The organism is Duganella sp. OV510 (assembly GCF_900100205.1).
Classification (GTDB): Bacteria; Pseudomonadota; Gammaproteobacteria; order Burkholderiales; family Burkholderiaceae_D; genus Rugamonas.
The window spans coordinates 68307-91457 of sequence record NZ_FNEQ01000013.1; the positions used below are offsets into that span (position 1 = coordinate 68307).

A 23151-nucleotide genomic window follows, 5' to 3' on the forward strand; every position below is an offset into this window, starting at 1 on the left:
AAAACTGGAGACTACATCATGGCTATACCTCGCAAGACCGTCCTCGCTGTTCTCATTGCCGACCTGCTGATTGCTGTCAGCGCCCAGGCACAAACCACCGCCAATACCGCAGACGCTGACGCCGGACCTACCGTCGTCGTCAGCGGCATTCGCGCCTCGCTGAGTTCTTCGCTGAACACCAAGCGCCTGCAGGAAGGCGTGGTGGACGCGGTATCCGCCGAAGACGCCGGCAAGTTCCCCGACACCAATATCGCCGAATCGCTGCAACGCGTGACCGGCGTGCAGATCCAGCGCAACGGCGGCGAAGGCCGCTACATCTCGGTGCGCGGCCTGGGGCCGGAATTCAATAACGTGCTGGTCAATGGCCGCACGCTGACCAGCGATACCGGTGGCCGCGAATTCTCGTTCGACCTGCTGTCGTCGGACCTGATTTCCAAGGCGCTGGTGTACAAGACCTCGCAACCCTTCCTGCCTGAGGGCGGCATCGGCTCGACGGTGGATATCCAGACGGCGCGCCCGCTGTCCGGCAAGACCGGCCACAGCACGGTCATCAACGCCTCCGGTTCGTACGACAACAACTCGGAAAAGAAAACGCCGAATATCAGCGGTATGTACACCTTTGCCAACGAGGAGCGCAACTTCGGCGTCAACGCCTCGCTGTCGTACACCGACCGCGCCTCCAAGCAGAACAAGGCGGTCACCGATGCATGGAATTACCGCGACGTTTCGGTGATCAATGGCGACCTGAATTCCAGGGGGCTGACGATGGCCGATGTCACCACCAAGAAGCTGTACATCCCGCAAAGCTACGGCTTCCAGCAGGAAGATGAAACGCGCAAGCGCCTGGTCGGCAATCTGACGGTGCAGTACAACCCGTCGTCGACCTGGAAGCTGACGGCCGACGCGCTGTATTCGCACCTGGACCAGCGCAACGACATCATCGCCGTCAGCGACTGGATCAATCCGCAGGTGCTGGGGGCGCAGATCAACGGCAGCAACCAGATCACCAGCCTGCTGCGTCCGGGCTCAACCTTTTACGCCAACAATCCTGAACTGGCCGGCAGCGGCAAGCTGCTGGGCGAGGCCAATTCCAACGATATGATCGTCAAGGGCGGCGACCGTAAATCGATCACGCGCGCCTTCGGCCTGAATTCCAAATGGGCGCTGTCGCCGGAGTGGAAGCTGGAAGGCGACGTCAACACCTCGCGCACGTCGTCCGGCTCGCCGGATATGTGGGTGGTGGCCGGCATGGTGCCGAAGAACGGCGACGTACTGACCTTCAACGGCACGCCATCGATCGTGTTCGGCGACGGCATTGCCGACCCGACTGCGGTGCGCGCACACGCTGTCTCCAACGGTGACGTGCAGCGTACCGACAAAATCTCCGAAGGCCGCATGAACCTGGCCTGGAACCACGAGATCGGCTACTTCAAAGGGTTGCAAACCGGCCTCGGCTACTCGCAGCGCGAGGTCAAGCGTACCCAGTGGAGCAGCGATTCGTGGAATACCTATAGCGGCTATCACCTGGCCTTGCCATCGTCGCTGTTCACGGTGACGCCGCTGGACAACTTCCTCGGCGGCGGCGCCCAGGTGCCAAGCGCCTATCTGCGCTTTGATCCGTACGCGTATATGGATTACCTGAACCAGCGCTCAACGCTGCTGTCTTCGAATGACCCGGCACATTACCTGGACACCACGCTGTTCCCGAATGGTCCGATGGCGATTGACTACACCAAGCCATCGATGTCGGGCGTGAAGGAAAAAGTGTCCAGCATCTTCCTCGACAGCAAATGGGAAGGCGAGGGCTGGTCGGCCAATGCCGGCGTGCGCATGGTGCATGTGAAGTCGAGTTCGGTCGGCACCAGCCGTGTGCTGCAATCGGCGACCAAGAGTCCGAACGACACCACCTACATCCTGGTCTACGGCCCGATGAGCACCAACACCGTCAGCAACGACTACAACAGCGTGCTGCCATCGGCCAACCTGAAGTTCGACCTGACGCCGGACATGATGCTGCGCCTGGCCGCATCGAAGACCGAAACCCGCCCGACGCTGAGCCAGATGGGCATCGACAACTCGTACGGCGGCCGCTATGGCGACGTGCAGACCGGCGGCGGCAATCCTTACCTGAAGCCGATGAAGTCCAACAACCTGGACCTGTCGTGGGAATGGTATCTGTCCAAGACCAACTACGTCAGCGCGGCGGTGTTCCAGAAAAACGTCCGCGATTTCCTGGAGACGCGGCTGGTCGACACCACGCTGCCGCAGTATCCTGGCGAGGTGGTGCATGACACCCGTGTCCGCAACGGCCAGAAGGGCAAGATCAAGGGTGTGGAAATCGCCGGCCAGTATGCGTTCGATGAAGCGGTATCGTGGCTGAAGGGCTTCGGCGTGGCCGCCAACTACACCTACGTGGATGCGACCGCCAGCCGCGAAGTCGACAGCGGCACGCCGAACTGCGGTTATCCCGGCTTGTCGCCGCAGTCGTACAACGGCTCGGTGTTCTACGAGAACAGCAAGTTCCAGGCACGCGTGAGCTACAACTGGCGCAATCACTTCTCGGTCGATTGCGGCGGCGGCAGCACCCAGCCCCGCAACCGCTCCGCCTACGGCCAGACCGACGCCAGCCTGCGCTACAACATCACGCCGACGGTGGCGCTGTATCTCGATGCGATCAACCTGACCAACTCGCGCACGCGTGAATATGCGCTCAACGAGAGCCAGTTCCTGACGCTGGAAGACGTGGGCCGCCGCGTCAACGTCGGCCTGCGCGCAGCGTTCTAAAGCGACAAAGCGTCAACTTCGCTTGGCGAAGTTGACGCTTTGTTTTTCTATAACCGGTCAGGCTGCGGCGGGCGACAGCACGATGCCCAAAGCAGCGGCGGCCAGCGCGTTATCGCCTTCGCTACCGGCCAACACGTAGCCGCGTTCCAGCAGGCGGCGGGTGTAGTATTTGTTGTACATAAACGCCCAGATCAGGCCGATGAAGAAGGCGCCGATGCCCATCGTGACGACGGCGATGATCATGCTGATCACGAAGCCACCGATAAAGGTGATGAAGTCTCCCCGGAACAAGGCCGGGAAGAAACCAAAGAAGAAGGTGGTCCACGAAAACCCGTAGAAGCCATCTTTGACCAGGCCAGTATCTTTATGTTTAAGAGCGATGCGAGTTGCCACGTTAGTTTTCCCCAGTCTGTTTTAAAGTGCAACATTGAATAAAGTTGCTGACAGGATAGTAACGTAACTTGATGGAATGAAAACTCACCAAATATCACATGGCGCTCTTGTTAGCGTTTCAGGTCCAGCCCGAGTGCGGCCTTGCGCAGCCGCCCATTGCGGCGAACGTACGAAAAGGCAGCGCTGGTGTCGTACATCAGCTGGTAGTGGTAATAGTTGATCTGCTCGGCTACCGCAAAAGCCAGCAGGCCGCCGGACCACAGCAGATCATTCGAGGTTGCCGTGCTGTGTATGGCAATCAACGCTGCCACGGCGACGATCAGCACTACATTGGTGTATTGGAAGAACTTGTACAGCGGCTGGAAATACCCCGGCAAAGGCTGGCGCTGCGTGACAGCCTTCAGCTTGATCTGCCAATACCACGCGCCTTGCAATAGCAGATAACTGACCAGCACCAGCGCCGCCACGCGTACATCCCATGCTATCGGCTCCACTGACTTCTGCCAGAGGTAGATCATGGCCGCCGGCAAAGCGGCCGCGCTGAATATTTCTGTGTTACGTAGATACTTCATCCGGCCGGGTATATTTTGCATGCGTCGTTCCTTTGCGAAGTTGCCAACTTTAGCATATGAATCAGTCGTGGCAGAAATTCCGCCATTGCTGTCATGTTCTTCGCTTGCAGACGTGCGAGCATGGCGGCATCATCACGTCACATGCAGAGCCATATGAAAATTATCCGCAGCCGGGAATTTGTCGCCTCCCGCGCATGGGGCGCGGAACTGATTGCCGCCATCCCCGACGCCACCGTCCGCCTGCACTGGACCGATCAGCCGTATCGCTGGCACGTCAATGATGGCGAGGAAGTGTTTGCGGTCATGGATGGGGAGGTCGACATGCACTATCGTCAGGGTGGCGAAGAGCACATCGTTACGTTGCGCACCGGCGACCTGTTCTTTGCCGGCGAGGGCGACGCCCATTGCGCGCACCCGCGCGTCGCCTCACGCATTCTGGTCATTGAGCGCGCGGGGAGCGCTTGATTCCGGAAAACGTCTTGCTTTGATATATAGCACATAGTGTTGTTTCATTATCTGAGCGGCAGCAATCGTGCTTTCTCCAGCAGGGGCAATATGGATTTCCACATCAAGGAGATCCCGATGCCATACCGCTATCCTGAAGCCAGACTGCTTGATAAGCAGCCCAAGGTCGGCAATGCCGAGTGTGTTACCTTAATCCGTCACTACACCAATGCGCCGCATACGAGCAAGTGGCGACAGGGCGAAAAAGTATTGGGTAACAAAGGCCTTCTAGCCGGCACCGCAATTGCCAACTTCGAGAATGGTCGGTGGCCAGGACGCAGCAGAGGCAATCATTCAGCGTTTTATTTAGGCCAGGTGTCGGATGGGATTTACGTGATCGATCAATGGCCCAGCGTCGAGAAGAAAAAGATCTCTATCCGGTTCATCCGCAAACAGCGCCAGAATCACGACGGGACGTATGCCAATCCTTCCGACAATGCGGATGCATTCTGGGTAATCGAATAGGTGGATCATGGCAAGGAATATTCTTACGCTAGCATTGCTTCTCGTTGCAGGCACGGTGAACCCCGCTGAGCAGCATATTGTTTGTCCGACTGAGATCCCCGAATCGTCGATCAGGCTGACGAACCTTTCCAAGCAATGGCAGTCATACGTTGCTTCGCCGCTGTATCTTTCCTCGGCCGGCGCTGCTGCTGGGCCACCAGAACAATTGGCGACGCTGAAGGGGGATTCAACCTGGAGGAGCGGCAGCACTAAGTGGTCAACCACCTACGATCTAAGTGATGAGAGCTTCGCTGCCGGGAAGTGGATGGAGTGCCGGTACGGGGAATCCGGCGAAGTGATGCTCTCCACCCGGCTAAATGACAAGATAACGACTTGTACTGTTCGATTCAGCAAAGGCGAGAAAGTTGGGCAGCGCTCAATCAAGATTGATTGTCACTAGAGTTTGTTGATGGTGCGTTCCTGAATCCTGCCAGGACGTGCGAGATTCGACCTGCGATCGAAAACCCGCTACGGCGGCTGGCTCAAAGCGCCTTTTTCTTTTGCACTTGACGCAGTTGCTGCTTGCGTTGGGTCTGGTTTTTGTTCTGTTTGGCCTGGTACAGGGCTGCGGCTTCCACCTTGGCTTGAGCGAAAGTGCGCAGTTCTTCCTTGTCGTCGTGCGTGACAAAATAATCGGCCGCTTGTGCGTCCACCACGATTTTGATCGCGGCTTCATCTTCCAAGTCGTACAGTTCGGTCAGCAGGGTGGTGATCTCATCGAGGAATTCTTCGTAGGTCATGATGCGTTTCGTTAATGTTTAAGACGCCATTGTAGTCGTTCTGAAGAGAGAGGGCGAATCCTGCCCCCTTTTTTAGAGGCCCGCACTTGGGGATTACTTGACTCTATCGCGCCCGCCAAGGGATTCCGACTGATCTTCGCTCTTGGCGGGCGCTTCCATCAGTTTCTGCACGGAGCTTTGTGGAGCCTCTGGTTTCGGGTCGCCAGTAACTTGAAATCTACGATGAAATCGCAGCGGCTTGCTGACGCCGCGAGGTTCACTGATGAATGGAATTGCAAAGACATCCGTGTTGAATAACTCCAGGGTCCAATCGGTATCGCCGAAAAAGAGGAAGCGAACAGTATTGGGCGGGCAGAGTTCTAGCAAAGAGAAAGCTCCCGTCGCATACATCCAGCCAAGCTTGGCCGAGTCAACGAGATCCAACCGTGCATCAAACAGATAAATGCGCAAAGTATCTTCGTGCATGATGTCATCGGTGACAAAAACGAGTAGCAGATCATGCCAGCGTATCGCCACTTCCAGCACTGCGCCATCGATGATGACACCAGTGGACTGCCGGTTCAACATCAGTTCGCTTTGCGGCATACCCTGCCCAAGCGGCGAACCGATCAGACGCAATGCGCACTCAGAAGTCGGAACCAGTTTCACGACAGGCCTACAGAAGAGAATGAATGCCAAACGCAGCAAGCGTACCACCGACAAACGCACCTATTGTGACGCAAAGTGGCGCGCCAGGGCCGCACGCCAGACCTGCCAGCGCCCCTCCCGCAATGCCGCCACCGATTCCCGCGCCAGTGGAAAGAACTTCCTTGCCTGCGGCGGAAACTTTGTCTGTGGAGGTCGCGATATTGTACGCAGAAATTCCCAGTGAAATAATCACCAGCCCGCGACCAGCGTGAGACAGGCGCGAGAGCATAGTGGTGATGGGCTGATGTGAAGTCCCGGCGGATTTCACGATCGAGGCATAGACGACATTTTTTTGCGATGGCGTCAAATTCTTAAAGACAGCGTTCTCGCCATAGTGCCGGGCAGAGTGCCGTGCTACTAATTCGTTTAGCGAATGCCCCCTGATCTTGACGTATTCGGCCATCGCTCGACCGACAGGTGTGCTACGCCTGCGGAAGATCTCCATGATGATATTCCGCGTTTCCTGTGCTTGCTTAGCTGCTTCGGTCCAGGTGAGTTTTCCAGCCAATGCTTCGCTCTCCAATTTCTGCGCCATGGCGTTGATCTCGCGCGCGTAGGCACGCCGGGCCGTTGAGTCAATGCAGACGTGCGCACCGACATTTGCGACCTGGCTCTCCAACGCTTTCATGGCCCGATCAAAATGCGCTCTGTCTTCGACGTTTTTATCTGGAGCAGTCATTATCTTCACCGTTAAGAATGAATGATTGCTCAGGATAGTCATCAATAAAAAGTTCGTGTTGCGCTCACTCAACCATGAGCATCTGGCCGAGTCGCGGAGGTCAAATCCGTGGATCTTCCGGCAGCGGACGACTCGCTTCTTTGATATGTGCCTTTGCGCTTCGCGCATTCAGGTGCGGATTTTTTCGACGCAGGGATGGTCGCGGTGTCCGGGGCATTTCCGGTCCAAGGCGCTTTGCTTGAGGAGAGGGCGTTGCGTGGGGCAGTGATAAGCGCGGGGAGCGGTGTCTGCACGCCCTGCACACTCTTGGATGAATTTAACTCTGTTGGGAAGGTGGAAGATTTACGCTCTTGGTCAATTATAGGCTTACGGCTGGTTGCTTCGCCTCAGGTTTCGCTGTACCGTAGCCGTATTGATAAGTTAATCATCAAATTTATTGCATATGCCATTTCCCTAGCAAACACCGAGTCAATCGAAGATGGTGAGAGCGATAGTTCTACTATTGCGGTCGGGTTTCGGCCCAAAAAGACGCCTTAAGTGAGGAAGTCGGCCCGGCGGCCGCATGGTTGCTGGGTTCGTGGCTGCACGCCGCCCAGGATTCGGGTATCAAAACGGTCACTCCCCCACAGTAGTTTGGTTCTGTCGCGACCAGAGAGCGACCAGAAACAAAAAAGCCCCCGAACCGGACTTCGTGGGCTTCCTTGATTATTCTTGGTAGGCCGTGCGGGATTCGGACCAGCGACCAACGGATTAAAAGAACGTGAAACAGCAGAAATGATTTTGCGGTCTCCGACCATCGCAGAAGCCGTTCCGTCAGGGATTTCCTTTGCTCAGCTCTGTTCATGCCGCAATGGCTCTCCACTTCCCCGTTGCGGCCTAGTGTGCTGCTGATAGAACTAGCTTTACCGTATTGTACCTGGCCTCGACCAGAGAGCGACCAGAGGGGGCTATTGCCGGGAGGGGGCGCTTGTTCTACGCTATCACTGGCGCTTTTGATGCTTGGGCTACATTAGCGCCGTTGATACCAGCGCGTTGATACCCGAGGCGGACCAGAACGCTACCGGCGCGGCCAAGACAATGATTGATTGCTGGCGTTAGTCCGAGCCGTCCGGCCGGTCAGCCCGCTGCACAGTTTGCACACCGTACTCTACTGCACTAAGTTTCCGACTCAGGAACTATGAGAAACGATCGCAGGTCGGAGGCGTTCACCGAGGGTTTCTGACGCTTTCGCTATTAGCTTGCGGTTTATATCGATTACGTTGAGAAGGTGATCGAATCTGTTCCAGTTATTTTCGTTGTCGATGTCGTCTATCGCAGCAGGCATCTTGTCCAGCATGTTTTTCAGATACGAGGACGCTACCTTTAGCGACACAACAGTTGTCAGCACGTCCTGATCGCCAAATTCATGCGCTCTGATATCAGCCAGTTCTTCGAGCAGCGTCTCAAGAGGAAGGGTCCATTCTCCGGCGAACAACTTCATCATCAACTCGTGTCTTGTCTTGTATACCTCGAAGGCTTTTTCGCTCACCTTAGTAAGCTCGGACGCGACAGCAAGCAGGGCATTGCACTTCCTAGCGTAGCTCAGGCGATCAGCCAGCCCGACGGCTGCAATAGCAGCCTTGGCCTGGGAGTTCCCGATCATAAATGCGGCGACAATTGCTAGGAAGCCACCGATGGCCTGAACCCAGCTTGCTCCCTCCTTTATCTCCATCACATTGGTAATCACTATGGCAGATGCGACGCCGCAGAAGAAGAGAATCGCAGCTAGTAGTACAACCAGCACTGAGAATGCGAATTTTGACGAGAGAGAACTACTCATAGATTGGATATTGTACCGGAGCAGTTGTGGCTGTGATTGTGGTACTGCCTAACATTAAGCATCCGGCCCTGCGCTCGCTTTTGCCCACTTTGCACAGCCCAGATGCATATTGATAGCGCTTTGCGCGTTTTTTTATTACCACTTTCCGACAAGTTCACGCTTGATGAGGTGTATGGTTTTGATTTCTCCGTAGTTGTCGCCGATGGTAATTGAAGGGGGCATTTTATGTGGTACAGGGCGGTGCCAATCATAGGCGATTTGAACCACATCCCCTAACTGAACCTGTTCGAACGCGTTATCAATTATCGAGCTAGTTACTTCTGGATCAGAGTAGAATGCGCAGTCTCCCGCCTTACGTAGTTTATCAAGCTCTAACTCGGTTTCTGAGACTGGCTTTTGCAACATCATGCGCGGCACTTTGATAGCGGGGATTTCTTTGCGGTCGTTACTTGAATTTTGCAGCTTAGCTCCCGCTAAGACCTCATGATAGTTTGGTGCTGTAAGATCAATTAGCCAGCCATCACAAGTGATCCAGGCATGGAATGCCTCAACTCCGGTAGAGATTGTTCCATCCCGCTGCTTCACGAACCACGATAGTGCCAAGTCATTTTCTTTATCTAACATCACAGCTCCGCCGCCGCAAACCACTTTTGCGTCCAGCTGATAATGCTTGTGCATCAGGGCTGCTCCGGTGATGCTGAAGAAGACGCATGAGCGTCCCGCTCCGTGCGCGAAGTATTCGGACAAGCTATGAATAACGTTGTGCAGCCGCTGATACGCGGCGAACGATAATGGTGGATTTTTGCTCTTCTTCATCATGGAATCTCGGGTGCGGCGGTAGAGTTTGGTTTGATACTGGCAGTTGATTTCGGCAAATCTTTAGTACGATCTTGAGGATTCATTCATTGTAATTTGAATTCTTATGCCGATATTAGATCTAAATATTATTTTCGAGATTAATTCGAGTGTAAAGCTGCCTCATGATTTCAATTCCATACCGCTTTGTTAGTCGCACAAGATGCTCCGGTTCAACGGAGTCAACAAAGGCAATGTAACCTTTCAAACTGTCTATCGCGTCTTGAGTTAGCAGTCCTTTTTGATAGCGGTCAATTTTTGCTCTCAAAAGTTTTTTTTGCTGCAATCCAATCGATATCTTATTATCCGATGTAATTGTTAGGCCGGTGATTTTCCTTCCGTTTTTCTTAGAGGCGTGGACAGTTTTCTCTTCATTGAGCGTTAAGTTTATAATGCAGTTCTCTTTTATTATCTTTGAGATATTTTTTTCTACCTCGCTAAGTACCTCAGCGGTATTCGTAGAGAAACTGAGGTCATCAGCATATCTTGTATAAGTAATGTCCAAGTTTCTACAGAAATTACTAATTGCGACATCTAAATCATAAAGTAGTATATTTGATAATGCTGGAGAGCTAGGGGCTCCAATAGCAAGTCGTAAAGACGCGGTTTTCCTATAATTTTTAAAAAATACTCTACTCATTACGATCAGATCGTCGTGATCGTAACCTTTTCCATCCATAAATTCAAAGAAATGACCTGACGAAATGGACGGGAAGAAATTCGAAAAATCAAGCTTAAGTAAATATCGATGATTCTTGTGAGGGGCGACGTTTTGTAACAGGCCTATTCCGTTGCGATATGCTTTTGCGGCATCATGTACTGCAAAGTCTCCAAAAACATTTGATATAAGCCAGCGTTGCAATAGCTTTACTTCGGGAGTTGGTTGAGATACTTCTCTGAATTTTCCCAGTGTTTTTTTGGGGATTTGGTAAGTTTTATAGCGTAATGGTGCGGAAAGCACCAAAAGGTCGATCTCTTTTCTTGAAAATGGTAAGGACTTTTCAAGCCTATCTCTAAGCGACATTTTTCTTCTCCGCTGCATCGACCTTCAAGACTTTATAGGCAAAGGCACGCCATTTGTCTTCCATTGTTTTTGAGAACATAATGGCCTTCCAAGACATTCGCTTAGAAGTCGTTCCAGGAAGAAAGGAGTATTCTATTGATGGAATTGCCGATGATTTAACTGTGAAGCATCGCTCGTTTAAGACCTTACTTTCTTCAAGCGCATCCACATTTTTCAAAGCCAGCAATAATTGCTCAAGTCTTTTTTTGGGAATCTGAATCTTAAGCTCGGTTAGGAAAAGTTGGATGTCGCTAATCCTTGCTACTTGCAGTAGGTCAACAAAATCTATTATGGTATAAAAAATATGTCGAGTTATGGATTTAGTGAATTTTTCTGTTTTAGGTATTTTCTTAAAACGTTCCTTCATCTCATTTATAATGAAATGTGCTTCTTCTTTTAATAGTTCAGATGATTGAGATGAGATAAAGTTTACGGTTTTTGAATAGTTATGGGTTAAGTATTTTACTAATCCATAGCCGATAAATGAGTCTTCTTCAAATTCTTTATTCACGACAACAAATAATTTTGGGGCAATATCTTTATTCTTAATTAGTGCCCCGAATTCTGCTATCGCTCCTGGGGATTCTAAAAACACCACAACGCTATCTACCAGTGCGCATACGTCCTCTTCAAACGATAAGAGATCGTCATATACTCCAAAGTGATTCCAGTTTTTGAAGTTCTCGGGCACCACGAACGCATCAGCTAAATCGCCGGGGTAAAGTAGTAAAAAGGTGCCGCGCTGAGAAAGTGGTTTGCCGTCGCCATTAGTCGTGTTGCCCCCAAATAAAGTGATTTTTTGCGGGCCATGCCTCACTTTGGATTTGGCGAGGTCAATTGCAGCGGCGAAGTTTTGAATGGTTTTTTGCAAGGGAAGACTCAACTACCATTGAACACAGCGCAGGAAGACGTACGCGGCACGGCAAAACCGAGAGGTTGCAGTCCGGGCTGCGTGCGGCTTTCTGCGCTGTCAGTGCTAACAATCTCATCAGTCTGGCGAAACGCCCGACATTAATGACCAAGTGAATTTGACCATCAAAACGCGTAATTGAGTACGGCTAGCTTATCAGGAAATTTCATGTTGTCAACTAGTGCTGATGATGTTGCAACTTAAATTGCTCACCCAAGATTTGTATCACGCTGAGTGACGGCATTGAGCGTGGAAAATTTGACAGGGCTGCTTGGATTGCGGTGCGTTATAGCCGGGGAAAAGCAGGCGCAAATCTATTGATTTTACCGGGGGGCCATTCGCGAAGCCCCATCTCTCGTTATCTTCCTATTTTTTATTGTGTTTGATGCTCATGGACTGCGATCAGATAGGAAAAAAAATTACTGACAAGCGCCCTGAGCTGCATCTGAACCGATGATTTCAGACGACCGATTTCTGCACAGTCTGCACACTCCGTATACGAGATATCGGTAGGGATACCCAGCCTGCACACCTGCACACTATTTACTCTCCTATACCGAGTAGGTTTGTTGATGGGGGTACGTTTTTTGGGTACTAGAAGATCGAATCCGTGGCCCTGAGAGGCAACGAGGTCAAACGGTTTGCATGTGTGAGGTCGAGCTTAGGACATTGCGGAGTGCCGGTGTTTCGCGGCGCAACCGTGGCCGCTTCCGGTCTATTTCCGGTCGAGATGGTTGTGTTTTCGCTCTGCTCTGCTCGACGGGCCACCGCCAGCTTTCCGACTTGCTGACTTTGGGATATATTGCTAGCAAGGCAATGCAAGGAGGAAAGTATGGAATATCAACACTACTCAATTCGGAAAATTTTGGATTCTGTCATCAGTGGTGAAGTTCGCATCCCAGCATTTCAGCGAGGATTCGTTTGGGAAATGGATCGAGTTGCTTACTTACTAGACAGTATTTACAAGGGCTATCCCTTCGGGTCGCTACTCTTTTGGCGGACGAAGAACAAATTGGCCGTTGAGCGGAATTTAGGCACGTTCACCTTGCCTGAACCGATGGCGGACTACCCGATTGACTACGTGCTCGATGGCCAGCAACGTCTGACCTCTATTTTTACCGTGTTTCAGACCGAATTAGTTCCGGCCGAGAATAACCAATGGTCGGATGTTTACTTTGACATGGGGGCTAATGGGAACGCTCAGGATAGCCATTTTGTTGCCATCTCCGGCGTTGACTATGATCGGGGCCGTTACTTCCCGATGAATGTGCTATTCGATTCGGTTAAGTACCGAGCAGCTACGCAAGCCTTATCGCAGGAGCAGATCACGCTTTTGGATAAGTTGCAGGAGAAATTTAAGGAAATAAGCCTGCCGGTGCAAGTGTTGAAGACCGAGGATCGGTCGATCGTCGCGATCGTTTTCGAACGTATCAATCGCCTGGGATTGGCGCTCGATACGCTCCAACTGCTGTCCGCGTGGACGTGGAATGAGGACTTCGATCTTTTAGAGAAATTCCGCGAATTGAAGGAAGAGCTATCTGACTTTGGCTTCGGCGGTGTTGGGGATGACGCCGATCTTGTGCTTAGTTGCGTCGCAGGTATCCTTACAGGTGAACCTGGTCCTGAGAAGCTGCTGGAATTGAATGGCGCAGATGTGCGGGCGCAATTTGCGAATGTTGAGAACGGTATTAAGGGAGCGATTGATTTCTTCCGAACGCAGCTCAAGGTCAATAACCTCAAGCTTCTTCCGTACCCAGCGATGTTGATTCCAGTTGCGGTGTTCTTCTCGGAACCCGATGGCAAGGAGGTCATCTATAGCGCGCAGACTTTCCAGGCAATCAAGCGATGGTTCTGGCGGACGTGCTTCTCAGGTCGGTACGGTAGTCAGACGCGACGGACGACGATTGATGACATCGATCAGATGGTGAAGCTAAAGAACGGCCAGCCAAGTACACTGGATCAGATTAATGTCGTGGTTGGCGCTGACTACTTTGCGCAGAATACATTCAGGGTTGGTACCGCAACCTCAAAGACGTTTGTCCTGCTTTTGGCAAACAACGATCCAAAGAGTTTATTGTCCGGGAAAAGTATTGATCTAGATAAGGTGCTGCAGCGCTACAACCGCTCTGAGTTTCATCATATTTATCCGCGCGCATACCTGCGCGACGACGGTATCCCTGACAACCGAATCAATGCATTGGGTAACTTCTGCTTCTTGAGTTCGGCTGAAAACAAGAACATTGGCCGCAAGCGACCATCTGTATATATCGCTGATCTTGTTGGTGGTCCTGATCGTGAGCCCACGTTAGCTTCTGCATTTTGTGCGGAGGCAGAATTTAACGATCAGTTCGATACATTCTTGGCCGCACGATGCGAACGGCTGGCGGCTTTCGCTACTATTTTGATCGGATAGTCAAACCGCTCTGAGTAGACGAAAAAGGCCTTCAAATTGTTAGTTGTGTGCTTTCTAGGTAATCACTGTATTTTTAGTAGTTTCTTGCCGAGCGATTGCCTCTTTGACCTCAGCCAACGAATAGGGCGGATTTCGCCCATGAACGACGTGATGACAGCTTGCGCATAGAGGTATTAGGTCAAGGATCGGGTCTACTTGATATTCTTCCCCAATCGCCGATAGTGGAGTGATGTGGTGGACATGGATAAGGCCGGCTCCAATGACACCGTATCTGTCTTCGTAGTTCAGGCCGCACGCACAACAAGTGTGCCCGTAGTAGTCGATGCAGAGCTGGCGAGCTTTCTCATTGCGTTCATAGGTTGTCAGCTCTACCGTACGTATTGCGCCTTCGGAAAGCAAGGTGTCTGCTCTTGGGCTTCCTGTGTCTTGTTTCGTCCCGAGATGTGGAGGAAGTATGCCCATCAGGAATTCCCCGGCGGTTCCCGTGACGTCACAATTCCATGCTCCCCGTTCTCCAATCGATAGGCTGGATTGGGGCGGCGAGTGGTGAATGCGCGAGGCCATCTCTCCCGTCTCGCTGTCTCGCCAAATTTCTCTCATATTCGTATTTCGTTCGTGGTAGTACCACGTAGGCCATTCCCCTAATTGACCGAACCAAGATCGGCCTGTCGTATGGCTACGACGTGCGAGCGCTAAGCATTCTTCGGGAGTAGGAACAGCGATCGAAATGTAGAAGGGCGGCGAAGACTGCTCTAGAGGTGGACGTAGGTAAGCGTAATTTTTTGTCTTCTTTAAAAGTGTCCAGCCTCTGCGCGGAAGGATTACGCTAAGGGTCATAGAAGCATCAAAACGATACGCCTTAGGCCCGTATTTTTTCGGCGCTTTGCCGCTGGGTTTGATTTCAATTGTCTGAATCGGCCAGCCTGGTGGGTATGCGTCTTGGCGGCTGGCTCGTCGAGTTCGAAATCTTTTTGTTCTTGCGACTTCATTTAACCCCTTCTTGATCTAACGCAGCAGTTCCGATCTTAGGGCTGCTTCTCTCCTAAAGTCGTGTGATTTGCGAGTGCGATGAGAAAATATACCTAACTGAGCATTATTTCTCAATTGTCAAGTCGATAAGTCTGTAGCTACGGGGCGTCGAGTAAGGTTCGCTTTCCTGTTGACCAGAGAGCGACCAGAAACAAAAAAGCCCACGAACCGAAATTCGTGGGCTTCCTTGATAATTCTTGGTAGGCCGTGCGGGATTCGAACCTGCGACCAACGGATTAAAAGTCCGCTGCTCTACCAGCTGAGCTAACGACCCATAGGTATGAAACCTAGGCACTTTCGGAATGGTAGGCCGTGCGGGATTCGAACCTGCGACCAACGGATTAAAAGTCCGCTGCTCTACCAGCTGAGCTAACGACCCCCGAAAGAAGCGAGATTATAGGGGATCTACTGCCCAGCTGTCAAATACCCTCCGGTAATTATTTACCGCCCAGGCGCTGTTTGGCCGTCTCCGCTGCTGTCGAGTCCGGATATTGCTTGATCAGGTCTTGCAGCGTCTTCTTGGCGGCCTTGTCCTTCAGCTCGGTCTGGCAGCTGGCGATGTTCAGCATCGCGTCCGGTGCTTTCGGGCTGTCCGGGTAGTTTTTCAGCACCACCAGCTGGGCGCTGATGGCGGCCTTGCAGTCGCGCTGGGCGAAGTAGGCGTTGCCCAGCCAGTATTGCGCGTTCGGCGCGTAGCTGGAGCCTGGATAGCGCTGGACGAACTCCTGCAGCGCCACGCCGGCCGCCTTGTAGTCGCCAGCGGTGAACAGCTTGGTCGCCGCTTCATAGCTGCGCTGCTCGCCAGGGTCGACCTGGGAGGTCTTGCCGTCGATGGTCACCTCACGCGGCTCCAGCTTGCGCAGGCGCGTGTCGAGGTCGACGTAAAAATCTTTCTGGCGCTTTTGCGCGTTGGCCAGTTCGTTGGCCAGCACTTCGATCTGGCCGCGCAGCTGGTTGACCTGCTGCAGCGTGGCGTCGTTCTGGTTGATCAGGTCCAACGTGCTGGACTTGTCGGATTTGTTGTCGATGCGCGCTTGCAGGTCGCTGCGCATGGTTTCGACCTTGGTGCGCAGGTCCAGCAGCGCCTTGCGGGCTTCGTCGTCGTCGAACAGGCCGGCATGGGCTTGCAGCGGCAGCCAGATCGTTGCGGCCAGCAGGGCGGCGCTCAGGCCGGATTTGGTCAGTTTCTTCATGTCGGACACTTTCACACAAATCTAAAAGGAAACGGGGCAGGGCGCGGTCTTGAATCCGCGCGCCGCCCCGTATTATGCCTGTGACCCGGCAAAAAGGTAGTGCTTTTGATTATTTGTAAACGATGTCAGCACGGCGGTTTTGTGCCCATGCTTCTTCGTTCGAGCCGGTGGCTTTCGGTTTTTCCTTGCCCAGCGAGACGGCTTCGATCTGCGATTCCGGTACGCCCAGCGTGGCCATGGCCTTGCGCACGGCTTCGGCGCGTTTCTGGCCCAGCGCCAGGTTGTACTCGGAGCCGCCGCGTTCATCGGTGTTACCCTGGATCAGGATCTGGCGGTTTTTGTTTTTGACCAGGTAGGCCGAGTGGTTTTCCACCACTGGCTTGCCGTCGGCGCGCACGGCGTAGCTGTCGAAGTCGAAGTAGACGCTGCGGTTGGCCAGCACGCCTTTTGGATCATCCAGCGGGTCCAGCGATTTGGTTTCCACTGGCGCGACGGTGCGGGTGTCGGCTTGTGGCTGTACGGCTTTGTCCACCGGACGCTCAACGACAGGCGCTGGCTTGTTTTCGGCGATCGGGGTCGACGAGCAAGCGGACAGGATGGCGGCGGTGGTAACGATAAAGGCTAAGCTGCTGAGTTTACGCATATTCATTCTCCTAGTAGTGACACATAATTACTGCATGAACGGACCCCAGGTGGGCTCCTTGATGTTGCCCGCCTGAGTGGTCAGGCGTTGCTTGACACGTCCGTCAACCGATACCACGGCCAGCGATTTGCGGCTGCCCGCCTGGGTGGCGTACATGATGTATTTGCCATTGGGGGCAAAGCTTGGCGACTCGTCGCTGGTGGTGTCGGACAGGCGTTGCTCCTGGCCGCTGGCCAGGTCCAGCACGTACAGCTGGAAGTTGCCGTCGCGGCGCGAGATATAGGCCAGCGTCTTGCCATCCGGCGAGATGCGCGGGCTGATATTGTAGCTGCCGCCGAAGGTGACGCGCTTGGCGTCGCCGCCATCAGGATTCATGCGATAGATTTGCGGACCGCCGCTGCGGTCGCTGGTGAAGTAGATGCTTTGACCATCGGCCGACCATTGCGGTTCGGTGTCGATGCCGCTGCTGCTGGAGGCGCGGCGCAGGTTGCTGCCGTCGGCGTTGACGGTGTACACCTGGGTGTTGCCGCTCTTCGACAGGGCGATCGCCAGCTTGTTGCCGCTTGGCGCCCACGACGGCGCCGAGTTGCTGCCTTTTTCATTGGCCACCACGGTGCGCGCGCGAGTGATCAGGTTCTGCACGTAGACCACCGGCTTCTTCTGCTCGAACGACACGTAGGCAACCTTGGTGCCGTCCGGCGACCACGATGGCGAGATGATCGGCTCGTTGGAGCGCAGCGCCAGCTGTTCGTTCTCGCCGTCGGCGTCGGCCACCATCAGCTGGTAGTTGCGGCCTTCCTGCTTGACGTAGGAGATGCGGGTGGAGAAGGCGCCACGGATGCCGGTCAGCTTGAAGAACACGTCGTCGGCGATCAGGTGGGCCGACAGGCGGGTGAACTGGGCGGTGACGGCCTTGTCCAGGTTGGAGATCTTGGCTTGCTTGACGGTGTCCAGCAGCTTGTAGCGGACGTCGTAGCGGCCATCGGCCAGTGCGTCGACGGTGCCCACCACCAGCGCGTCGGCGCCCTTGGCTTTCCAGCCGCTGTAGTCGACGTTGTTGACGTCATCGATGACGCCGGCGTCGATGATCTTGAAGGCGCCGCTGCGTTCCAGGTCGGCCTTGATGATCTCGGAGATTTTTTGCGGCGATACGCCTTCGTTGGCGAAGCCGGCCACAGCAACCGGAATCTGATTGCTGCCGACGCCGGAGATCTCGATGCGCATCTGGGCATGCGCGCTGCCCATGGTGGCGGCGATGACCAAGCCGGTGTAGAGCATGTTCAGTTTTTTCATATCAGTGCATTTCCTTCAGGTTGAAGATCAGGTCAAGTTCACGCTCAACCGTACCATCTTTTTTCTTGGGTAGTGGTGACGATTTGGCAATCGCGTTTTCAATCGCGTTATCGTAGGCGGTCGAGCCACTGCTTTTCACCTTGCGCACGCCGATGATTTCACCGGTCGGCAGCTGGGTAATGGCGTAGCGCGCGCTCAGGCTGTCGTCGTCCGAGCCATAGACCAGATTGCTCTTGATCTTGGCCTTGATCGCCGCCGCGTAGCCGCCGTCGGTACGGCCGCCGGTCGATTGCGCGGCGGTGCCGGTGGTGCCCTTGGCGGCGGAACCGGTGATGCGGCTCATCTCGGCAGCGAAGGCCTTGTCCTTGGCGGCTTTCTCGGCCTTTTCCTTGGCCAGCTTTTCAGCGGCGGCTTTTTTCTTCTCTTTCTCGGCCAGGGCTTTTTCCTTGGCTTCGTCCTCGGCTTTTTCTTTGTCCTCTTTGGCTTTCTGGTCAGCCTTTTTCTTGGCTTCCAGCTTGGCCAGCTTTTCGTCCGCTTCTTTCTTCAGGCGCGCTTGTTCCAGCTTTTCAGCTTTCTCTTCTTCCAGCTTTTTCTTCTTGATGCGCTGCAGGGCGATTTCCGGGTCTTCCTTCGGCTCCGGCGGTGCTTCCACCTTCGGCGCCGGCGGCGGCGTCTTGACCACTTCCGGCTCGGGCTCCGGCTCAGGGGCCGGCTCCGGCGTCGGCGCCGGTGGCGCGGCTTCCTGCACCTTCATGTCCCAGATTTCGGCCTGCACTTCCACCGGCTCATTGTTTTGCCAGCTGACGCCTACCCACAGGAACAGCAGCAACACGGCGTGCATTGCCACGGCCAGGAAGCCGGAGCGCATGCCATTGTGTTGTCGCGGAACCTTGTACGGGCCGCCAGCGGTTGCGGGTTTCATCGTCTGCATTTACTTGGTGGACAATCCTACGCGGGTGATGCCCAGCTTCTTCGCTTCCGAAATCAGCTGGATGACGTCGTCATACTTGCTGTCCTTGTCGCCGGCGATCAGCACCGGATAGTCCGGGTAGTCGTTGTGGATGGTGCGCAGCTTGCGCACCAGCGCGTCGCGGTTGGGCGCGGTTTCCGGCGCATCTTCGCCCTTGCCCTTGATGCCGATCGACAGCGCGCCGTTCGGCTTCAGCACGATCTGCACGAAGTCGCTTGGCGGCTTGGTGGATTTTTCCGCGCGCGGCAGGTCGACCACGCTCGGGTCGTTGGCCGACGGCATCACCATGAAGATAATCAGCAGCACCAGCATCACGTCGATGTAAGGCACCACGTTGATCTCGGATTTTAGCTTGCGGGTGCGGCCGCCGCGCATGCTGCTGGAGAAGGAAGAGGCCATGATGTTTAACGCGATTGACGTTGCAGGATGTTGGAGAACTCTTCAACAAAGCTCTCAAAACGGATCGCCAGGCGGTCCACGTCGTAGGAGAAGCGGTTGTAGGCAACGAAGGCTGGAATTGCCGCGAACAGGCCGATGGCGGTGGCGATCAGCGCTTCGGCAATGCCGGGCGCGACGGCGGCCAGCGTGGCTTGCTGCACATTGGCCAGGCCACGGAAGGCGTTCATGATGCCCCACACCGTGCCCAGCAGGCCGATGTATGGCGACACCGAACCGACCGAGGCCAGGAAGGCCAGGTGCGATTCCAGCGCATCCATCTCGCGCTGGAAGGCGGCGCGCATGGCGCGGCGGGCGCTGTCCAGCACGGCGCCGGCGTCGAGGTTTTCGCGGTTGGCGGCAAAGGCTGCCTTGGACTTGATGAACTCGCCCATGCCGGCTTCGAAGATGCGTGCCAGCGGGCCGCTGTTGGCGCGGTCCTTGCCGGCGTTCTGGTACAGCGCGTGCAGGTTGCCGCCGGCCCAGAAGGTCTTTTCAAACTCCACCGTCAGGCGGCGCGCCGACTTGATCGCGAACAGCTTGCTGAAGATATAGGTCCAGCTGGTCAGCGAAATGATGAACAGCAGCGCCATGATCAATTGCACGATCAGGTGCGCATTGGTGATGAGGGACAGGAAAGAAAGGTCTTGGGTGACGTTCATTGTTTATCAGTCGGTTTGGGTGGTGGTACTGGTGGAGCGCATTTTGTCGGCAACGACCGCAGGCACGGCGCGCGGACGCAGGGCGGCGTCAACACAGCCTATCTTGACACGGGCCGTGTTCAGCAACTGTTCGCCGCGCCACGCTTCCTGCTGGAAAACGATGGAGGCGCGACCCAGCTTTTCGATGCTAACCGTTAATTTTAATTCATCATCCAGTTTGGCGGGCGCATGATACTCCGCGCTGACGCTTTTGACGACGAACAGGGTGTCGTGCTGTTCCAGCAGCGTATGCTGGTTGATGTCGAGCGCGCGCAGCCATTCGGTGCGGGCCCGCTCGAAGAATTTGAGATAGTTTGCGTAGTAGACGATACCGCCGGCGTCGGTGTCTTCGTAGTAGACCCGTACGTTCCAGATGAAATCAGCTGGCATGTTGTTTTGACTGCTTAAATGATTGAGCAACATTCTACGCGATATTGTTGTTTTGGTTGAATTTTATCAACTGGCGCGCAAAGGTGGCCTGGACGACAGTAAAGCGATTTCCTGCGGGCTTGCCAAGTATTGTAACAATGCCTTACGAAATTATTTCATGTTGAACGGGAAACTAAGCCTCCCTTAAGTCAAAGGGAGGCCCGGGCCGGCTCAGGTGCTGCGCTTGATGTTCAGCGGGCCGTAGCCTTGGCAGGTTGGCATCATGTCAATACGGTTGATGTTGACATGCGGAGGGAGGGTGGCAATCCAGTACGCGGTATTGGCGATGTCGTCGGCGGTCAGCGGCGTTGTGCCTTCGTAGACCTTGGCGGCCGCCGCGTCATCCTTCAGGCGCACATTCGAGAATTCGGTGCCGCCGCACAGGCCTGGCGCCAGATTGGTGCAGCGCACGCCGGTGCCGGCCAGGTCGGCGCGCAGGTTTTGCGTGAACTGGTTGACGAAGGCCTTGGTGGCGCCATACACATTGCCGCCAGGGTAGGGCGTCGAGCCGGCGATCGAGCCGATGTTGATGACGGTGCCGCTGTTGCGCTCGACCATGCCTGGCAGGATGGCGCGGGTCATGGCCACCAGGCCGCTGACGTTGGTGGCGATCATGGTGTCCCAGTCTTCCAGCGACGAGGTGTGCGCCGGGGTCACGCCCAGCGCCAGGCCGGCGTTATTGATCAGCACATCGACGGCGCGCCATTCCGCCGGCAGGCCGTCCAGCGCGGACTGGATCGAGGCCTTGTCGGTGACGTCCAGCACGATAGGGCGCACGCTATCCCCCAGCTCGGCCGACAGCGCCTGCAGGCGGTCTTCGCGGCGGCCGCTGATCAGGACCTTGTGGCCGTTGCTGGCGAAAATGCGGGCCATCGCGGCGCCGAAGCCGGCGGTGGCGCCGGTGATGAAGACGATCATGATCTGTCCTTGTGAGATGAGTGGAAAGGTGGACAAAATTGTAGCCGCAAACGCCGCTGCGGGTTGTCTTGCTTTGAATGCAACTCATTTTCTTGCTCAAATCTGGCGCATCCAATACAATCTTGCTTCCATTACGTCTCACGTAACTGGCGAAAAGCTGGATTGATCCGCAAAAAAGCCCCAGAATGGTGCGGTTTGCGCAGTCGGCGAAAGGTGGGCATCCACCGGGAAACGTGAGATTTCAACAGCCGTTCGCCTGGGCAGCCCTCGATGGAAAGCACGAAGAGGCTGCCGCTCCGCTATGGCTTCTCTCTTTCGATCCAACTGCCAGTAACAAGTTACTCATTCGATTGGAGTTTTTTCATGTTCGCAAAAAACCATACCCTCGCCAGCGTAGACCCAGAGCTGTTCGGCGCCATTCAAAACGAAAATACCCGTCAGCACGATCACATCGAGCTGATCGCCTCGGAAAACTACACCTCGCCAGCCGTGATGGAAGCGCAAGGTTCGCAGCTGACCAATAAATACGCCGAAGGCTATCCAGGCAAGCGCTACTACGGTGGCTGCGAGTACGTCGACGTTGTCGAGCAGCTGGCGATCGACCGCGTTAAAAAGCTGTTTGGCGCCGAAGCCGCCAACGTCCAGCCTAACTCGGGCTCGCAAGCCAACCAGGGCGTGTTCTTCGCCGTGCTGAAACCGGGCGACACCATCATGGGCATGTCGCTGGCAGAAGGCGGCCACCTGACCCACGGCATGCCGCTGAATATGTCCGGCAAATGGTTCAACGTGATCTCCTACGGCCTGACCGCTGAAGAAGACATCGATTACGACGCCATGGAAGCCCAGGCCAAGGAACACAAGCCTAAGCTGATCATCGCCGGCGCGTCGGCCTTCTCGAAAAAGATCGACTTCGAACGTTTCGCCGCTGTCGCCAAATCGGTGGGCGCCTACTTCATGGTCGACATGGCCCACTACGCCGGCCTGATCGCCGCTGGCCTGTATCCTAATCCAGTGCCGCACGCCGACTTCGTCACTTCGACCACGCACAAATCGCTGCGCGGCCCACGCGGCGGCATTATCCTGATGAAGGCCGAGCACGAGAAAGCCATCAATTCGGCGATCTTCCCTGGCATTCAGGGCGGTCCGCTGATGCACGTGATCGCCGGCAAGGCCGTGGCCTTCCAGGAAGCGTTGCAGCCTGCGTTCAAGGAATACCAGCAGCAAGTGGTGAAGAACGCCGACGTGCTGGCCAAGACGCTGATCAAGCGTGGCCTGCGCATTGTGTCGGGCGGCACCGAGTCGCACGTGATGCTGGTGGACCTGCGTCCGAAGAACCTGACCGGCAAGGAAGCGGAAGCGATCCTGGGTTCGGCCCATATCACCACCAACAAGAACGGCATCCCTAACGATCCGCAGAAGCCATTCGTGACGTCGGGCGTGCGTCTGGGTTCGCCAGCGATGACCACCCGTGGTTTCAAGGAAGCGGAAGCGGAACAAGTCGGTAACCTGATCGCGGACGTGCTGGATAATCCGCACGACGCGGCCACCATCGAGCGCGTCAAAGCGGCGGTGAAGGTTCTGGCTGACAAGTTCCCTGTCTACGCCAAGTAATAGTAA

At 54.9% G+C, this 23151-nt stretch carries 23 protein-coding genes, 2 tRNA genes and 1 riboswitch; of the genes, 6 read left to right on the forward strand and 19 right to left on the reverse strand.

Going from position 1 to position 23151, the window contains the following annotated elements:
* Positions 1-18 precede the first annotated feature (18 nt).
* On the forward strand, positions 19-2784 hold the full coding sequence (locus BLS51_RS26735) for a TonB-dependent receptor (protein WP_090191794.1): 2766 nt from the start codon (positions 19-21) through the stop codon (positions 2782-2784).
* 57 nt (positions 2785-2841) lie between these two features.
* Here BLS51_RS26735 and BLS51_RS26740 read toward each other — a convergent pair whose 3' ends face one another.
* Both BLS51_RS26740 and BLS51_RS26745 read right to left on the reverse strand, forming a co-directional pair.
* Positions 2842-3177: a hypothetical protein gene (locus BLS51_RS26740; RefSeq protein WP_090191791.1), complete on the reverse strand. Its 336-nt coding sequence runs from the start codon at positions 3175-3177 to the stop codon at positions 2842-2844.
* Between the two features lie 110 nt (positions 3178-3287).
* Positions 3288-3695 carry a hypothetical protein gene (locus BLS51_RS26745; RefSeq protein ID WP_139168795.1) on the reverse strand — a complete coding sequence of 136 codons (408 nt, stop codon included), beginning with the start codon at positions 3693-3695 and terminating at the stop codon, positions 3288-3290.
* 207 nt (positions 3696-3902) lie between these two features.
* Here BLS51_RS26745 and BLS51_RS26750 point away from each other — a divergent pair, with 207 nt between their 5' ends.
* From BLS51_RS26750 to BLS51_RS26760, 3 genes are all read left to right on the forward strand, one after another.
* A complete protein-coding gene (locus BLS51_RS26750) occupies positions 3903-4214 on the forward strand; it encodes a cupin domain-containing protein (protein WP_090191785.1) in 312 nt (103 codons plus the stop codon).
* 90 nt (positions 4215-4304) lie between these two features.
* A complete protein-coding gene (locus BLS51_RS26755; protein WP_229207767.1) occupies positions 4305-4718 on the forward strand; it encodes a BPSL0067 family protein in 414 nt (137 codons plus the stop codon).
* A gap of 7 nt (positions 4719-4725) precedes the next feature.
* Positions 4726-5157 carry an STY0301 family protein gene (locus BLS51_RS26760; RefSeq protein WP_090191783.1) on the forward strand — a complete coding sequence of 144 codons (432 nt, stop codon included), beginning with the start codon at positions 4726-4728 and terminating at the stop codon, positions 5155-5157.
* Positions 5158-5239: 82 nt separating this feature from the next.
* Here the strand turns inward: BLS51_RS26760 and BLS51_RS26765 are convergent, their stop codons facing one another.
* The 7 genes from BLS51_RS26765 to BLS51_RS26800 all read right to left on the reverse strand — a co-directional run bounded on the left by BLS51_RS26765 (position 5240) and on the right by BLS51_RS26800 (position 11471).
* Complete coding sequence (locus tag BLS51_RS26765) at positions 5240-5497, reverse strand: hypothetical protein (RefSeq protein WP_090191780.1); 258 nt, start codon at positions 5495-5497, stop codon at positions 5240-5242.
* Between the two features lie 93 nt (positions 5498-5590).
* The gene (locus BLS51_RS26770; protein WP_139168796.1) at positions 5591-6145 is read right to left on the reverse strand and encodes a hypothetical protein; all 555 of its coding nucleotides are present in this window, start codon (positions 6143-6145) and stop codon (positions 5591-5593) included.
* Positions 6146-6152: 7 nt separating this feature from the next.
* Positions 6153-6935, reverse strand: a complete 783-nt coding sequence (locus BLS51_RS26775; protein WP_229207766.1) for a hypothetical protein — start codon at positions 6933-6935, stop codon at positions 6153-6155.
* A 1096-nt stretch (positions 6936-8031) separates the two neighbouring features.
* The gene (locus tag BLS51_RS26785) at positions 8032-8682 is read right to left on the reverse strand and encodes a hypothetical protein (RefSeq protein ID WP_139168797.1); all 651 of its coding nucleotides are present in this window, start codon (positions 8680-8682) and stop codon (positions 8032-8034) included.
* A gap of 135 nt (positions 8683-8817) precedes the next feature.
* Positions 8818-9501 (reverse strand): DUF2026 family protein, encoded by a 684-nt coding sequence (locus tag BLS51_RS26790; RefSeq protein ID WP_090191770.1) that lies wholly within the window; start codon positions 9499-9501, stop codon positions 8818-8820.
* A 118-nt stretch (positions 9502-9619) separates the two neighbouring features.
* The gene (locus BLS51_RS26795) at positions 9620-10561 is read right to left on the reverse strand and encodes a retron St85 family RNA-directed DNA polymerase (RefSeq protein ID WP_090191767.1); all 942 of its coding nucleotides are present in this window, start codon (positions 10559-10561) and stop codon (positions 9620-9622) included.
* Positions 10551-11471: a retron St85 family effector protein gene (locus tag BLS51_RS26800; protein ID WP_090191765.1), complete on the reverse strand. Its 921-nt coding sequence runs from the start codon at positions 11469-11471 to the stop codon at positions 10551-10553. The genes BLS51_RS26795 and BLS51_RS26800 overlap by 11 nt, the downstream gene beginning before the upstream one ends.
* Positions 11472-12342: 871 nt before the next feature.
* Between BLS51_RS26800 and BLS51_RS26805 the strand changes: the two genes are divergently transcribed.
* The gene (locus BLS51_RS26805; RefSeq protein WP_090191761.1) at positions 12343-13923 is read left to right on the forward strand and encodes a GmrSD restriction endonuclease domain-containing protein; all 1581 of its coding nucleotides are present in this window, start codon (positions 12343-12345) and stop codon (positions 13921-13923) included.
* A 1227-nt stretch (positions 13924-15150) separates the two neighbouring features.
* On the opposite strand, the gene BLS51_RS26815 is transcribed toward BLS51_RS26805, so the two are convergent.
* The 10 genes from BLS51_RS26815 to BLS51_RS26860 all read right to left on the reverse strand — a co-directional run bounded on the left by BLS51_RS26815 (position 15151) and on the right by BLS51_RS26860 (position 21534).
* Positions 15151-15226 (reverse strand) — tRNA-Lys (locus BLS51_RS26815).
* 29 nt (positions 15227-15255) lie between these two features.
* Positions 15256-15331: transfer RNA gene (locus tag BLS51_RS26820), tRNA-Lys, on the reverse strand.
* A gap of 58 nt (positions 15332-15389) precedes the next feature.
* The gene (gene ybgF, locus BLS51_RS26825; RefSeq protein ID WP_090191755.1) at positions 15390-16145 is read right to left on the reverse strand and encodes a tol-pal system protein YbgF; all 756 of its coding nucleotides are present in this window, start codon (positions 16143-16145) and stop codon (positions 15390-15392) included.
* 109 nt (positions 16146-16254) lie between these two features.
* The gene (gene pal, locus BLS51_RS26830; RefSeq protein ID WP_090191752.1) at positions 16255-16788 is read right to left on the reverse strand and encodes a peptidoglycan-associated lipoprotein Pal; all 534 of its coding nucleotides are present in this window, start codon (positions 16786-16788) and stop codon (positions 16255-16257) included.
* Positions 16789-16815: 27 nt separating this feature from the next.
* Entirely contained in the window at positions 16816-18081 is a 1266-nt protein-coding gene (tolB, locus tag BLS51_RS26835) for a Tol-Pal system beta propeller repeat protein TolB (protein ID WP_090191749.1), read from the reverse strand.
* A 1-nt stretch (position 18082) separates the two neighbouring features.
* The gene (tolA, locus tag BLS51_RS26840) at positions 18083-19003 is read right to left on the reverse strand and encodes a cell envelope integrity protein TolA (protein ID WP_090191948.1); all 921 of its coding nucleotides are present in this window, start codon (positions 19001-19003) and stop codon (positions 18083-18085) included.
* A 9-nt stretch (positions 19004-19012) separates the two neighbouring features.
* Complete coding sequence (locus BLS51_RS26845; protein WP_090191747.1) at positions 19013-19450, reverse strand: ExbD/TolR family protein; 438 nt, start codon at positions 19448-19450, stop codon at positions 19013-19015.
* Positions 19451-19455: 5 nt separating this feature from the next.
* On the reverse strand, positions 19456-20148 hold the full coding sequence (gene tolQ / locus BLS51_RS26850) for a protein TolQ (RefSeq protein ID WP_090191742.1): 693 nt from the start codon (positions 20146-20148) through the stop codon (positions 19456-19458).
* A gap of 6 nt (positions 20149-20154) precedes the next feature.
* Positions 20155-20577, reverse strand: coding sequence for a tol-pal system-associated acyl-CoA thioesterase (gene ybgC, locus BLS51_RS26855; RefSeq protein ID WP_090191739.1), 423 nt, complete (start codon positions 20575-20577; stop codon positions 20155-20157).
* A gap of 210 nt (positions 20578-20787) precedes the next feature.
* The gene (locus BLS51_RS26860; RefSeq protein ID WP_090191736.1) at positions 20788-21534 is read right to left on the reverse strand and encodes an SDR family NAD(P)-dependent oxidoreductase; all 747 of its coding nucleotides are present in this window, start codon (positions 21532-21534) and stop codon (positions 20788-20790) included.
* Between the two features lie 132 nt (positions 21535-21666).
* A riboswitch (ZMP/ZTP riboswitch) is annotated at positions 21667-21803 on the forward strand.
* Between the two features lie 94 nt (positions 21804-21897).
* Between BLS51_RS26860 and glyA the strand changes: the two genes are divergently transcribed.
* The gene (glyA, locus tag BLS51_RS26865) at positions 21898-23145 is read left to right on the forward strand and encodes a serine hydroxymethyltransferase (protein WP_090191734.1); all 1248 of its coding nucleotides are present in this window, start codon (positions 21898-21900) and stop codon (positions 23143-23145) included.
* Positions 23146-23151: the final 6 nt, after the last annotated feature.

Excerpts from the sequence above, each read along its gene's own strand:
- BLS51_RS26735 (WP_090191794.1), top strand. The coding sequence starts at position 19 with ATGGCTATACCTCGCAAGACCGTCCTCGCTGTTCTCATTGCCGACCTG.
- BLS51_RS26745 (WP_139168795.1), bottom strand. The coding sequence starts at position 3,695 with ATGATCTACCTCTGGCAGAAGTCAGTGGAGCCGATAGCATGGGATGTA.
- BLS51_RS26750 (WP_090191785.1), top strand. The coding sequence starts at position 3,903 with ATGAAAATTATCCGCAGCCGGGAATTTGTCGCCTCCCGCGCATGGGGC.
- BLS51_RS26755 (WP_229207767.1), top strand. The coding sequence starts at position 4,305 with ATGGATTTCCACATCAAGGAGATCCCGATGCCATACCGCTATCCTGAA.
- BLS51_RS26760 (WP_090191783.1), top strand. The coding sequence starts at position 4,726 with ATGGCAAGGAATATTCTTACGCTAGCATTGCTTCTCGTTGCAGGCACG.
- BLS51_RS26765 (WP_090191780.1), bottom strand. The coding sequence starts at position 5,497 with ATGACCTACGAAGAATTCCTCGATGAGATCACCACCCTGCTGACCGAA.
- BLS51_RS26785 (WP_139168797.1), bottom strand. The coding sequence starts at position 8,682 with ATGAGTAGTTCTCTCTCGTCAAAATTCGCATTCTCAGTGCTGGTTGTA.
- BLS51_RS26790 (WP_090191770.1), bottom strand. The coding sequence starts at position 9,501 with ATGATGAAGAAGAGCAAAAATCCACCATTATCGTTCGCCGCGTATCAG.
- BLS51_RS26795 (WP_090191767.1), bottom strand. The coding sequence starts at position 10,561 with ATGTCGCTTAGAGATAGGCTTGAAAAGTCCTTACCATTTTCAAGAAAA.
- BLS51_RS26805 (WP_090191761.1), top strand. The coding sequence starts at position 12,343 with ATGGAATATCAACACTACTCAATTCGGAAAATTTTGGATTCTGTCATC.
- ybgF (WP_090191755.1), bottom strand. The coding sequence starts at position 16,145 with ATGAAGAAACTGACCAAATCCGGCCTGAGCGCCGCCCTGCTGGCCGCA.
- pal (WP_090191752.1), bottom strand. The coding sequence starts at position 16,788 with ATGCGTAAACTCAGCAGCTTAGCCTTTATCGTTACCACCGCCGCCATC.
- tolB (WP_090191749.1), bottom strand. The coding sequence starts at position 18,081 with ATGAAAAAACTGAACATGCTCTACACCGGCTTGGTCATCGCCGCCACC.
- tolA (WP_090191948.1), bottom strand. The coding sequence starts at position 19,003 with ATGAAACCCGCAACCGCTGGCGGCCCGTACAAGGTTCCGCGACAACAC.
- BLS51_RS26845 (WP_090191747.1), bottom strand. The coding sequence starts at position 19,450 with ATGGCCTCTTCCTTCTCCAGCAGCATGCGCGGCGGCCGCACCCGCAAG.
- tolQ (WP_090191742.1), bottom strand. The coding sequence starts at position 20,148 with ATGAACGTCACCCAAGACCTTTCTTTCCTGTCCCTCATCACCAATGCG.
- ybgC (WP_090191739.1), bottom strand. The coding sequence starts at position 20,577 with ATGCCAGCTGATTTCATCTGGAACGTACGGGTCTACTACGAAGACACC.
- BLS51_RS26860 (WP_090191736.1), bottom strand. The coding sequence starts at position 21,534 with ATGATCGTCTTCATCACCGGCGCCACCGCCGGCTTCGGCGCCGCGATG.
- glyA (WP_090191734.1), top strand. The coding sequence starts at position 21,898 with ATGTTCGCAAAAAACCATACCCTCGCCAGCGTAGACCCAGAGCTGTTC.